The 13,008-nt window shown below is 72.3% G+C and carries 9 protein-coding genes; all 9 read left to right on the top strand.

Annotation, left to right across the window (positions count from 1 at the left end; all coding sequences use genetic code 11):
- The first annotated feature begins 4 nt into the window (after positions 1-4).
- The 9 genes from OV207_RS01585 (at position 5) to OV207_RS01545 (ending at position 12,995) form a co-directional block, all read left to right on the top strand.
- Positions 5-286, top strand: coding sequence for a hypothetical protein (locus OV207_RS01585; protein ID WP_267551968.1), 282 nt, complete (start codon positions 5-7; stop codon positions 284-286).
- A gap of 50 nt (positions 287-336) precedes the next feature.
- On the top strand, positions 337-873 hold the full coding sequence (locus OV207_RS01580) for a hypothetical protein (RefSeq protein ID WP_267551966.1): 537 nt from the start codon (positions 337-339) through the stop codon (positions 871-873).
- Positions 874-1,047: 174 nt separating this feature from the next.
- Entirely contained in the window at positions 1,048-2,586 is a 1,539-nt protein-coding gene (locus tag OV207_RS01575) for a TolC family protein (RefSeq protein ID WP_267551964.1), read from the top strand.
- Positions 2,574-3,746, top strand: a complete 1,173-nt coding sequence (locus OV207_RS01570; RefSeq protein ID WP_267551962.1) for an efflux RND transporter periplasmic adaptor subunit — start codon at positions 2,574-2,576, stop codon at positions 3,744-3,746. The genes OV207_RS01575 and OV207_RS01570 overlap by 13 nt, the downstream gene beginning before the upstream one ends.
- A 9-nt stretch (positions 3,747-3,755) precedes the next feature.
- Positions 3,756-6,944 carry an efflux RND transporter permease subunit gene (locus OV207_RS01565; RefSeq protein WP_267551960.1) on the top strand — a complete coding sequence of 1,063 codons (3,189 nt, stop codon included), beginning with the start codon at positions 3,756-3,758 and terminating at the stop codon, positions 6,942-6,944.
- A gap of 77 nt (positions 6,945-7,021) precedes the next feature.
- A complete protein-coding gene (locus tag OV207_RS01560) occupies positions 7,022-8,893 on the top strand; it encodes a cyclic nucleotide-binding and patatin-like phospholipase domain-containing protein (protein ID WP_267551958.1) in 1,872 nt (623 codons plus the stop codon).
- Positions 8,890-9,858: a 3-oxoacyl-ACP synthase III family protein gene (locus OV207_RS01555; protein WP_267551956.1), complete on the top strand. Its 969-nt coding sequence runs from the start codon at positions 8,890-8,892 to the stop codon at positions 9,856-9,858. The genes OV207_RS01560 and OV207_RS01555 overlap by 4 nt, the downstream gene beginning before the upstream one ends.
- A complete protein-coding gene (locus tag OV207_RS01550) occupies positions 9,855-10,604 on the top strand; it encodes a lysophospholipid acyltransferase family protein (RefSeq protein ID WP_267551954.1) in 750 nt (249 codons plus the stop codon). Before OV207_RS01555 ends, OV207_RS01550 begins: the two co-directional genes overlap by 4 nt.
- A gap of 129 nt (positions 10,605-10,733) precedes the next feature.
- Positions 10,734-12,995 (top strand): hypothetical protein, encoded by a 2,262-nt coding sequence (locus OV207_RS01545; protein ID WP_267551952.1) that lies wholly within the window; start codon positions 10,734-10,736, stop codon positions 12,993-12,995.
- Positions 12,996-13,008 lie beyond the last annotated feature (13 nt).

The following is a 13,008-nucleotide window of genomic DNA, read 5'->3' as shown; positions in this document are numbered from 1 at the left end:
CTGTGTGGGAGCGCTCACGGAGCAGGACATCCGGTACATCGTCTCCATGGGATTGGCCCATGGCTGGGAAGTGAAGACGAAGGAGGGAATGCTTCGACTGTCCCTGGTGGCGTTCTTCTCGGCCTCCAACGACCCCTCGAAGCCCTCCTGCGACGGCTTCTTCCAATACACGCCCACCACCGGAGACCTGTCCCAGTGGACGCAGGTGCGAAGTCAGTGGAGTCGCAAGTCGCTGGGCACCGTGGTCTGGACCCACGAGCAGAGCTACCGGATCGACCGCCACTAGATGCACGGTCAAGGCATCAGCGAAGAGGGCACATGGTGACCAGGTGCTTCATGATTCTGACAGCCTCGCTCCTGGCGGGGTGCCCGCGAAGCCCGCCCGTTCGCACGCCCGTGCTGAATGACACCTCCATCCATTTCCCCAGTTTCTTCGAACAGCCCGTCCTGGAGGCGGGCGCCGAAGGAAGGCCGGTCGAGCTCAGCGGCGCCGTCCTGCGCGCGGTCGAACTCGCCGCCGAGGACTTCCTGGGGCCCCAGGATGCCGACACGCCCTGCACGAATCGACGTGAGTCGCATCGGTACAGGGTCATTCAGCGACAGGGCATCCTCTTCATCCGGATTGATGAAGACCCTCAAGCCTGTGGCCTGGCCGTTCCGGGACTCCACTCAGGCGCTCAGTATGCGGTGGGCAGCGACGGCACACTCCTGCGCCGCCTCCGTGACGGCGAGCCCGACGCCTCCTGGATGCCACCGGACGCAGGGCCTGGCACTCCGATTCCTTCGTCGGAAGTCGGCCGGTCATTCGACCTACCGGATGGCTCCGTCCTCCCGCCATTCATCCTCGAATCCAGTCAGGATGCAGGCACCTGAACTCCCCTTTGGGGTCCGCTGTCATTGATTGTCATCCTGTCCTCCGGGACAGGTCCCACGGACAGTCCATCCGCTGCTGAGCACTGGTCTGGCCGACTGTGTTGTCCATTGGGGAGGAGGGAACGTGGGCCGTGGCGGGAGGCGGGCTCCGCCCCTACCTGGACCGCATCCCTTATGCATACCCTCCCGTTCGCAGCCCTGCTGGCCCAGCTCGGGGCTTCCGGCGCGGTCCCCGCCCAGCCCGGTGCCGAACAGCTCCAGGCGCGGGCCCAGGACACCGCGCCCGCCGCGCTCCCGTCGGATGCGCCCAGACCTCCAGCGCGGCCCGACACGGCACCCGCACCCGCCCTGAATCCGGACGACGTGCCGGAGGTGCCTCCGCCCTTCCAGGCCAACGTGTCGGATCCGCTGCTCGCCCCGGTGCCCCCGGCGCCGCAGCAGCTCACGTCCTGGAACGAAGCGCTCACGCTCCTGCGCCAGCGCTCCACCGACCTCCAGGCCGCCCTGGGACAGATTGAAGTCGCCGCGGGCACGTGGCGCATCGCGCTCGCCAACCTGCTGCCCAGCGTCACCGGCACGCTGTCCGTCCAGTACAACGTCCTCAACCCGGGCGTGGCCGTCCTCGGCGGCGGCGGCGGCGGTGGCGGCGGTGGCGGCGGTGGCATTGGCGGCGGCATCGGCGCGGGCGCCGGCATCACCCCCACGGAGCTGCTGGGCGTGGGCGTGCTCAACGCCTCCGTGCCGGTGGTGGACCTGGCGGCCCTCTACGCCCTGGGCAGCGCGAAGGAGACGCGCCGCACCGCCGCCCTGTCGCTCGCGGAGACCCGCCGTCAGCTCACCCGGGGGCTCGCGCAGGCGCTCGTCTCCGTGTCCTCCACGGAGCGGCTGGCGGAGGTCAACCGCGTCAACCTGCGCACCGCGCTGGAGCGGCTGGCCCTCGCGCAGCGCCGCTTCGAGCTGGGCGCCGGCACCCGCCTGGACGTCGTCCGCGTGGAACAGGACGCCCAGGCCGCCCGCCGCAACGTCGTCATCGGTGACGAGGACCTGCGCCAGGCGCGCGAGTCCCTGGGGCTCGCGCTGGGCACCCCCTCCGCCGTGGGGCTCGCGGAGGGGCAGGAGCTGAACGCCCTCCTCCAGGACGCCCGGAAGACCTGCCAGCCCCTGGAGTCGCTGGAGCGCCGCGCGGACATCGCCACGGCCCGCTCGCGGTTGGTGGTGGCCGAGCGCGCCATTGGCGAGGTGAAGCGCCAGTACGCGCCCACCCTGGACCTCACCAGCAACACCACCGCGCTCACCGTCAACCCGGGCTTCGCGGAGGTGCCCATCTGGAACATCGGCGCCAGCCTCGTGCTGCCCTTCTGGGATGGCGGCGCGCGCGAGGGACGCCTGCGCCAGACGCGCGGCCAGCTGGAGCAGGCCCGCGCGGACGTCGTCTCGCTGGAGCGCGACGTCGTCGTGGAGGTCACCCAGGCGAAGCGCGCCGTGCAGGTGAGCCGGGCGACCCGCGAGCTGGCGGATCGCGAGCGCAAGCTCGCGGAGGAGAATGACCGGCTCACCCGCCGCAGCTTCGAGGTGGGCACCGGGACGAGCCTCGAGCTGGTGGACGCGGCCGGGGCCCTGCGCCAGGCGGAGCTGGGGCTCGTGATTCGCGACTTCCAGCTGCGCCAGGCCCAGGTGGACGCATTCTTGTCGGAGGCGGCATGCGAGTGGTGAGGGGTGGCTGGGGCGCGTGGGGGCTCGTGCTCGCGCTGGCGGGCGGCTGCAGCGGCAAGAAGGAAGGCGGCCCGGGCGGACCCAGCGGCCCGCAGGGCGGCCTGCCCGTGCAGGTGCTCCAGGTCCAGCCCGGCCCCGTGCGCGACACCCGCGAGTACGTGGGCACGCTCATCTCCCGGCGCAGCATCACCCTCTTCCCGCAGGTCGCCGGCTACGTGCAGTCCATCGCCGTGCGCCCCGGGGACACCGTGAAGTCCGGCCAGGTGCTGCTCGTCGTCGATCCCCGCCAGGAGCAGGCGAGCCTGCGCGCCACCCGGGCGCAGAAGGCCTCCGCGGTCGCCAGCCGCGAATACGCGCGCAAGACGCGCGAGCGCAGCGCGCAGCTTCTCAAGGAAGGCCTGGTGAGCCGCCAGGACTACGACCAGACCGTGGCCCAGGCGGAGCAGGCCATGGCCCAGGCCCGGGCGGCGGAGGCACAAATCCAGAACCAGCAGGTGCAGCTGGGCTTCTTCCGCGTGAGCGCCCCCTTCGACGGCGTGGTGGGCGACATCCCGGTGAAGCTGGGGGACTACGTGTCCCCGCAGTCGGCGCTCACCATCGTGGACCAGAACCAGGCGCTGGAGCTGTCCGTGCTGGTGCCGGTGGACCAGGCGGGCCGCGTGAAGCTGGGGCAGACGCCGCTGGAGGTGTTGGATCCGGACGGCAAGCTCGTGGTCCGCGCCCCCGCGTTCTTCGTCGCCACCACGCCCGACCCCGCCACCCAGTTGGTGGAGGTGAAGGCCGCCTTCCAGAACACCGTGGGCCTGCGGGCCGGCCAGCTGGTGCGCGCGCAGCTCGTGTACGACGTGCGCGAGGCCCTGAAGATGCCCACCACGGCGGTGACGCGGCAGGGCAGCCAGTCCTTCGCCATGGTGGTGGGCGCCAGCGACGGCGGCACCGTGGCCCTGCGCCAGCCGGTGACGCTGGGGCTGGTGGAGGGCAACGACTACGAGGTGCTGAAGGGCCTGGACGCGGGCACGCAGGTGGTGGTCAGCGGCGTGCAGCAGCTGCGCGACGGCATGCCCATCCAGCCCAAGCCCGCGTCGCGGCAGGGCCACACGGAAGGCATGCCGGAGACGTCCCCGCCCGGCATCGGCGGCGGCGCGGACGCGGGTCGCTAGGGGGCTGCCATGAACTTCTCCGAGTTCTTCATCAAGCGCCCGGTCTTCGCGAGCGTGCTGTCCATCCTCATCACGCTCATTGGCGCCATCTCCATTCCCGGCCTCCCGATTGAGCAGTACCCGGAGCTGGCCCTGCCCCAGGTGCAGGTGACGGCCACGTACACGGGCGCGTCCGCGGAGACGGTGGAGAGCGCGGTCACCACGGTGCTGGAGCGCCAGCTCAACGGCATGGAGGGCATGCGCTACATCTCCTCCACCAGCACCAACGACGGCCAGAGCACCATCACCGCCACCTTCGACCCGTCGCGCGACGTGGACCTGGCGGCGGTGGACGTGCAGAACCGCGTCGCCACCGCCACGCCGCAGCTGCCCCAGCAGGTCAACGCGCTGGGCGTCACCGTGCGCAAGGCGCAGACGCAGCTGCTCGTCTCCTTCGGCGTCTATGATCAGCAGAAGCGCTACACCACGGAGTTCCTCAGCAACTACGCGGACGTGTACATCCGCGACGCGCTGCTGCGCGTGAAGGGCGTGGGCGACGTGCGCATCTTCGGCGAGCGCCGCTTCGCCATGCGCCTGTGGCTGGACCCCACGGAGCTGGCCCGCCGGGGCCTCACCGCGCCGGACGTGCTGGTCGCCCTGGAGGAGCAGAACGTCCAGGTGGGCGCGGGCAAGGTGGGCCAGGCGCCCTCCTCCAAGGACCAGGCGTACCAGCTGTCGCTCCAGGTGAAGGGCCAGCTGTCGTCGGCGGACGAGTTCGGCGCCATCGTCATCCAGCGCGGGGCGGACGGCGCGCTGGTGCGCATCCGCGACGTGGGCCGCGTGGAGCTGGGCGCGGAGAACTACCAGCAGCTCTTGCGCTTCAACGGCCAGGAGGCGGTGGGCCTGGGCATCACCCAGCTCCCGGGCTCCAACGCGCTGGAGGTGCGCGAGGGCGTGGAGAAGGAGCTGAAGCGGCTGTCCGCCAACTTCCCGCCCGGCCTCACGTACAAGGTGGCCTTCGACACCACGAGCGCGGTGAGCGCCTCCATCGAGGAGGTGCTCAAGGCCCTGGGCGAGGCCATCCTCCTGGTCGTCCTGGTCATCTTCATCTTCCTGCACGGCTGGCGCAGCGTGCTCGTGGCGGTGACGACGCTGCCGGTGTCGCTCTTGGGCACGTTCATGTTCGTCAGCGCGTTCGGCTTCTCGCTCAACACGCTGACGCTCTTCGGCCTCACGCTGGCCACGGGCCTCGTCGTGGACGACGCCATCGTCGTCATCGAGAACGTCGAGCGCGTGATGGAGCAGGACAAGGTGGACGCGCGCGAGGCCACCTCGCGGGGCATGCAGCAGGTGTCCGGCGTCGTCGTCGCCACCGCGCTGGTGCTCTCCGCGGTGTTCGTCCCGGTGTCCTTCTTCCCTGGCACCACGGGCGCCATCTACCGGCAGTTCGCGCTCACCATCGCGTTCTCCATCAGCCTCTCCGCGCTCGTCGCCCTCACCCTGTCCCCCGCGCTGTGCGCGCGCCTGCTGCGCGTCAACGAGGGCAAGAAGTTCGTCCTCGCGCGCAAGTTCGACGCCGGCATGGATTCGCTCCGGCGCGGCTACGGCAAGCTGCTGGGCGTGCTGCTGGGCCGGGCGAAGTGGTTCGTCGTCGCCGCGTTCGCCGGGTTCCTCGTCGCCACGGGCTTCCTCTACCGGGCCACGCCCACGGGCTTCATCCCGGACGAGGACCAGGGCTACCTCATCGTCGCGGTGCAGGGCCCGGAGGGCACGTCCCTGGAGTACACGCGCCAGGTGCTGCTCCAGGTGGAGGGCATCATCCGCGAGCAGCCGGAGGTCATCGACATCTTCACCGTGGGCGGCTTCTCCCTGCTGGGCACGGGCGCCAACTACGGCTCGCTCTTCATCAACCTGAAGCCCTGGGAGGAGCGCAAGAAGCAGGAGGAGAGCGTGGCGGGGCTCGTGGAGCGACTGCGCGGGCCGCTGAGCCAGGTGGGCGGCGCGCGCGTGCTGCCCCTGCAACCGCCCGCCATCCGGGGCGTGGGCAGCGTGGGCGGCTTCGAGTTCGTGCTGGAGGACCAGCAGGGCGGCCGCACGCTGGAGGAGCTGGCGCAGGCCACGCAGTCCCTGGTGCTCAAGGCCAGCCAGGAGCCGCGCCTGCGCGGCGTGTTCTCCTCGTACACGGCGGGCTCGCCGCAGCTCAACATCGACGTGGACCGGGAGAAGGCCAAGGCGCTGGGCGTGCCCCTCTCCGCGCTGTTCTCCACGCTCCAGGTGTACCTGGGCAGCCAGTACGTGAACGACTTCACCTTCTCCAACCGCGTCTACCGCGTGTTCGTCCAGGCCGCGACGCCCTTTCGCGACAACCCGAAGGACATTGGCAGCTTCTACGTGCGCTCGGAGAGCGGCGGCATGGTGCCCCTGGAGAGCCTGGTGAAGGTGACGCCGGTGGCCACCGCGCAGAGCATCACCCACTACAACCTCTTCCGCTCCGCGAACCTCAACGGCCAGGGCACCCCCGGCGTCAGCACCGGCCAGGCGCTCCAGGCCATGGAGGACGTGGCGAAGCAGGCGCTGCCCACGGGCTTCACCTACGAATGGACCGGCCTGTCCCTGGAGCAGAAGAGCGCGGGCAACACCGTGCTCGTCATCTTCGCGCTGGGCATCGTGTTCGTCTTCCTGGTGCTGGCCGCGCAGTATGAGAGCTTCGCCCTGCCCTTCGTCGTCATGCTCGCCGTGCCCGTGGCGATGATGGGCGCGCTGCTGCTCCAGGGCGCGCGGGGCCTGGTGAACGACGTCTTCTGCCAGGTGGGGCTGGTGATGCTGGTGGGCCTCGCGTCGAAGAACGCCATCCTCATCGTGGAGTTCGGCGAGCAGCTCCGCGCCCAGGGCCAGGGCGTCGTGGAGTCCGCCATCAACGCGGCGGAGACGCGCCTGCGCCCCATCCTGATGACGTCCTTCGCCTTCCTCTTCGGCGTGGTGCCGCTGATGCTGGCCACCGGCGCGGGCGCGTCCGCGCGCAAGTCCCTGGGCACCACCGTCTTCGGCGGGATGCTCTTCTCCACCTTCGTGAACCTCATCTTCATTCCCGTGCTCTACGCCCTGGTGGAAGGCGCGCGCAGCAAGGTCCTGAAACACCGCAAGCCCGGCAATCCGCCGTCGCAGCCACCCCCGCCCCTCCCTCCCGAGGGGGAGCCACCGCGACCCCAGCCCGCATAGGGTGCGACCCATGAAGCGGGCAGGCACTCCGGCGCGCTATCCGGCGCCGGAGCACGTTGGTTATCCTTGGTCGACGCATGGCTTCTCCCATCACGGTCGATGAGCGGCGTCGGTGGCTGTACACGTTGAAACAAGCGCCCGCGCTGCGCCACACCCGCACGTCCATCCTCCTGCGCCTGCTGGGGAGGGCCCGCCTGGTGGAGCCCGCACCGGGCGGGTGTGTCTGCACGGAGGGACAGGAGGTGGACGGCGTCTACCTGCTGCGCTCGGGCGAGTGGAAGGTGACGGCGGGAGGGACGGTGCTCCTGCACCTGCGCTCGGGCATGTCGCTGGGCGTGGAGGCGCTCGCGCGCGGCGCCTGGCCCGTGACGGTGACGGCGGTGGCCGCGTCCCAGGCGCTCTTCATTCCCCGCGCGGAGCTGGAGGTGGCCGCCGGGGCGCCCCGGCTGGGCCTGCCCGCGCCCGGGCCGCGCGCGGAGGTGGTGACGTTCCAGACGCAGGGGCTGGAGCTGCCGCCGGGCGTGCTGTCCACGCTGGTGGAGCTGGTGGCGAAGGTGATGGTCCACGACTTCGGGGACCGGGTGCTGCTGCTGCGCGCCGGCCGGCGGGGGGCGAAGGACGCGGTGCGCGGCCCGGACGGCGTGTTCCGCCGCACCGTGGGGACGCGGGGCACGTCGCACGCCGCGCCCCGGGTGGCGGCGGAGGAGGACTTCGACTGCGTGCTGTTGGACGGGCTCGCGGCGCCGGACGGCGTGGTGGCGCGCGAGGTGCGGCTGGTGCCCGCCGGAGGTGAAGCGGTGGGCACGGCGTCCGGCGCGTCGGTGCTTCCCACGGTGCTCCTGTCGCCGTGGAAGGTCCGCGGCAGCCCGCGCAACAACCCGGGCCTCCAGGGACGCCCGCTGCCGGACGAGGACGGGTGGGACGTGGACGCGCCGCCGCCCTCGTGCCGGCTGCGGCTGGACTGGGCGCGGCTGGCGTCGCGGCCCGGAGACACGCGCCCGCTGGACGCGCTGGGGCTGGACGCCGGGACGCGGGACGCGCTGTCGCGCTGGGCGCGCGCCATCACCTGCCGGCGCGTGGGACTGGCGCTCAGCGGCGGCGGCGTGTGGGGCTTCTACCACGCGCACCTGCTGCGGCGGCTGACGGCGCTGGACGTGCCGGTGGACTTCCTCAGCAGCTCCAGCATGGGGTCGCTGGTGGGCGCGTACTTCTGCGGCACCGCGCGCGACGGGCGCGAGGGGCTGGATGGCCTGCGCCGGCTGCGACACCGCGCCAGGAGCGGGCACCTGTCCGCCGCGGCGCTGTCGTCGGTGGTCACCACGCAGGCCATGGAGTGGCTGGTGCGCGGCGACCTGGGGGACCTGACGCTGGAGGAGCTGCCCACGGGCTTCCTGCCGGTGACGACCGACCTGACCACCGGCCGCTGCGTGGTGCTGGAGCAGGGGCCGCTCGCGCTGGCGGTGCGCGCCAGCGGCTCCGCGCCGGGGGTGTGGGCCCCCACGCTCCAGCCCCCCGCGCGCTACGTGGACGGGGCCTTCACCAGCATGGTGCCGGTGGACGTGCTGCTCAACGCGGGCGCGGACCTCATCTTCTCCAACAACATCTTCCCCGCGGGCCACCACCAGGCCGCCAGCCCGCTGCTGCCCGGGGCCGTGGGGCGGTTCCTCTCCGCGCTCAACCCGGTGGCCCGGGCCATGGACCTGCTGACCAGCGGCGTGCTGCTGCTGCACCGCAATGGCGACCTGGAGTCGGCGCGCGGGGACCTGCGCTACGACGTGGGCACGCGCGACCATCCGCTGCGCGGCTCCATGCGCTTCACGCACGTGGACGACGTGCTGGACGAAGCCGCCCGCGACATGGCGCTGGAGCAGAAGCTGTTGGAGTTCAAGCAGGCGTGGGAGGCCCTGCGCGTGCGCCGCAACCCGTCCGGTGGAAGGAAGGCCGCGTGATTCCCGTTCGCATCCTGGGCACCGCCAGCGTGCTGCCCGGCCCCCCGGTGACGACCGCGGCGCTGTGCGCGCGCGTGGGCCGCGACCCGGCGGCCGTCGAGCAGAAGACGGGCATCCGCACGCGGCACTTCGCCCCGGAGGGGACGCGCGCGGCGGACCTGGGGGCCCAGGCCCTGCGAGGAGCGCTGGACGCGGCGGGCCTGGAGGCGACGGCGCTCCGGCGCATCCTCTTCGTGTCGTCCATGGGCGGGGACGTCACCACGCCGGCCAACGGCAGCCGGGTGGCGGCGGCGCTGGGGCTGTCGGGGACGTGCGACGCGATGGACGTGGGCAACGCGTGCATGGGGTTCCTGAGCGCGTTCGACCTGGCGGCGCGCTCCGTGGCCACGGGGCTGGGGCCGGTGGGCGTGGTGTCCGTGGAGCTGCTGTCGCGCACGACGCGGCCGGAGGACCCCCGCCCCTACCTGGTGCTGGGCGACGCGGCGGCGGCGGTGGTGCTGGGCCAGGCGCGGCCGGGCGAGGGCGTGCTGGGAGCGGCGTTCGGCAACGACGGCACGCTGCCGCCGGACGTCGTGCTGCACAACCCGCACCTGACGGGCGAGCGCGAGGGGATGCGCTTCCTCACGCCCGCCAAGGACATGACGCGCGTGGCGCTGGGGGCGCTGACGCGCGCGGCGACGGCGGTGCTCCAGGGCGCGGGGCTGACGGTGGCGGACGTGGACTGGGTGCTGACGCACCAGCCGAACGGGAGCATGTTCGCGGCCATCCTCCAGGCGCTGGAGGTCCCCGCGGACAAGAGCGTGACGGTGGTGGACACGGTGGGCAGCGTGGGGTCCGCGTCGCTGGGCGTGGGGTTGGACCGGCTGTGGCGCACGCGGCCGGTGAAGCCGGGGGACCGGGTGCTGCTGGTGGGCGTGGGCGCGGGCGTGGCGCACGGCGCGGTGCTGTACCGGGTGGGCGGGTGACGGCGAAGGGGGGCGCGGCGCGGTCCGCGTGGCTGACGACGTTCCGCCTGCTCCAGCGCTACCACCGCTATGAGGTGGTGAACCTGGAGCCGCTCCTGCGGCCGGGGGCGAAGCTGCTGGTGGGCTACCACGGGCGGCCCCTGGCGGTGGACCTGTGCATGCTGACGGTGACGCTGCACGAGCACCTGGGCTACCTGCCGCACGGCATCGCGCACGGCGCGTTCGACGCCCTGCCCGGCATGCAGCGCGTGATGGATGACCTGGGCTTCGTCACCGGGGACGGGCCCCGGCTGGCCGAAGCGGTGGCGAAGGGCGAGCACGTGCTGGTGCAGCCGGGCGGCACGCGCGAGGGCTGCCGCGACTTCCGGCACCGCTACCGCGTGGACTGGGGAGGGCGGCTGGGCTACCTGCGGCTGGCCGTGCGCCACGGGCTGCCCATCGTGCCCATCGCGGGCCACGGCATGGACGACGCGTACGTGGGCCTGAATGACGGCCACGCCTGGGGCAAGCGGCTGCGGCTGCCCGGACGGCTGCCCCTGTGGCTGGGCGTGGGCGCCACCGGCCTGTGGCCGCTGTCGCTGCCGTTCCCGGTGAAGATGACACAGTGGGTGGGCCAGCCGCTCACGCGCCACCTGGCGCCCGGGTTCGACGCGGCGGACCGGGAGGCGCTGCTCGCGGTGCACCGCGACGTGACGGGCGCGGTGCAGGGCCTGCTGGACGCGGCCCGCTCCCAGCGCATCCGGTAGAGCACCACCGTTTCTTCATCAACACACCCACCTCCCCGACGTCAGACGGTCCTCCGCGTGGGCGCGTGCGACGCTGCTCCGGCGGTCGACCCTGGGGGGCAAGACATGGGCTGGAGCATCAACGTACCCGTGGCGAACACGCTGGACCTCGCGCTGGGGGATGCCGCGCACGGACAGGCGGTGTGCAGCGCGGAGGCCGACGTGGCCCGGGCCGTCCCGCTGCCCGGGGGCACGGCGTCCCTGACGGCGGCGCTCCGGGTGCCCATCGAGCTCTTCAACGGCCAGGAGGACGCGGACGCCCACGGCATCATCGGCAGGCCGACGGGGGGCTCCGACGGCACCGAACCCGAACCCCTCTTCACGCCGGATGGCGCCGCGTGCTGGCTGAAGTACGCCGCCGAACTCAACGCCCAGGCCAGCGGTGAAGGCAGCTTCCCGTTCGTCGCGCTGAGCGGCAGCGGCGTCGTCAACGTGCTCGTCGCGGACTACCGCCAGCACGCCCCGACGCGGACCCTGGGCGACGCGCTCCGCCACGACGTGAAGTCGCTGCGGCTGCCCTTCCTCCTGGAGGACGTGCAGGCGCTGGTGGCGGGCGACGCGCTGTCGTTCCAGACGCGCATCCAGCTCAAGGCCGGGCTCACCCTGTCCTGGCCCGCGGTGACGTCCACGGTGGTGGCGTCGCTCGCGCGGCGCGTGGGCGGACAGGTGGCCCTCCAGCTCAAGGCGGAGGTGGGCGCCAGCCTGAGCGGCGAGGTGAAGCTGGAGGACGAGCTGCGGCTCGTCTTCTCCCGCGCGAAGGATGGCGGCGCGTTCCACGTCTCCCTCCGCAAGGCCATCACGTCCTCGGTGTCCGCCGGCATGAAGGTGGGGGTGACGCTGGACGTCGCCTCGCCGCTGCTCAACGCGCTGCTGGGGGCCGTGGCGGACACGTCCCAGGCCCAGAGCGTGTCGCGCATCGTGGAGGGCCTGGACAGCGGCACGCTGGGCGCCGTGCTGGTGCCCGTCGCCACGTCGCTGTTCGGCGCGCTCGGCTTCAAGCAGGAGCTGGACGGCACGCTGGCCGCCGTCAAGAAGGTCCACACGGAGCTCAAGGGCCTCATCGAGGACGGCGTCAGCACCGCGCTCCAGGCCGGCTTCGAATACGAGTACGCCCGCACCGCGCAGGACGCGACGCTGATGGAGCTGGAGGTGCCCGCGGACGCGCTGCCGGGCGTGCACGGCGCGCTCATCTCCGGGGACCTGGCCAGCATCCAGCGCCGGACGAAGGACGCGTGGATCCGCCGCTACTTCCACATGCGCACCACCGGCATGCAGCGCACGCGGGGCTTCGGGCTGGGCTGGCGCGACACCTTCCTGGTGAAGGTGGAGGACCGCAAGCAGCTGAAGGCCGTCACCCAGCACGCCTCGCGGGACCACGCGCACGGGCCGCGCCGCTACGCCTTCCAGGGCTCGCGCTCCTATCAACACGAGGGCTGGCTCGCCGGGAACAAGGTGCTCCAGGGCATCGACTTCAACGCGCAGATGCCGGCGTTCTCCACCCGGCCCGCCGCGGACGCGTTCGACTACGCCTTCTTCGCGCAGTCCCGCGTGGAGGGCAGCCTGTCGCTCCAGGAGCTGGCGGACCAGGCCCGCGTCTGGGGCGCGCTCCGCGACGACGCGTCCGCCGAACCGCTGAGCAGGCTCTTCCAGTCCGTGCCGCGCGGCACCCGCGTCACCGCCCGCTTCGAGCTGAGGCTGGACTCCGCCACGTTCCGCAAGCTGCTCCGGAAGCTGGGCACCGACCCGGAGGCGGAGCGTCAGGCGTTCGCGGTGGCGCTGGCGCGCGCGCTGCCCCGGGACTCCGTCGCCTCGCGCGAGTCCCCGGCGGTGCGCCAGAAGCTCTACGCGCCCCTGTGGAACACGTACCTGGTGCAGCAGGGCCGGGGCTGGACGAAGGAGTTCATCACCCAGAGCGTGGGCGCCCACCTCAAGAAGCAGCTGGGCGCGGGGGGGCTCGTGGCGTGGAACTGGGAGCAGTCCCGGCACTCGGGAGGAGGCCCCACGCCCGGCACCTTCATGGGGGTGATGGAGGGGGCGTCGAAGTACGGCGGCGACACCGGCGGCCAGCCCTATGGGAACCTCTTCGTCATCTGGCAGCGGCTGACGCACGCGCTGCAGGACCTGCAACAGGCCATCGACGCGCGGAGCCCCCTGCCGGACGACCCCGAGCAGTCCCTCATCGCGCGCGCGTTCGACCCACTGGAGGACGCGGGCTCCAACCCGTTCCGGCTCACCGCCACCGTCGCGTGGTTCGTGGAGCTGGCGCGGCGCTGGGGCTTCCGCGAGGAGGTCCAGCCGCTGCTCGGCCTCAAGGTCGGGGAGCAGGAAGAGCTGCTCCTCACGTCCCTCTGAGGCGGGCCGGTGT

It is taken from the genome of Corallococcus sp. BB11-1 (genome assembly GCF_026626625.1).
Classification (GTDB): Bacteria; Myxococcota; Myxococcia; order Myxococcales; family Myxococcaceae; genus Corallococcus; species Corallococcus soli.
The sequence above is the reverse complement of the archived record's forward strand: the minus strand, read 5'-3'. Positions and strand labels throughout refer to the sequence as shown.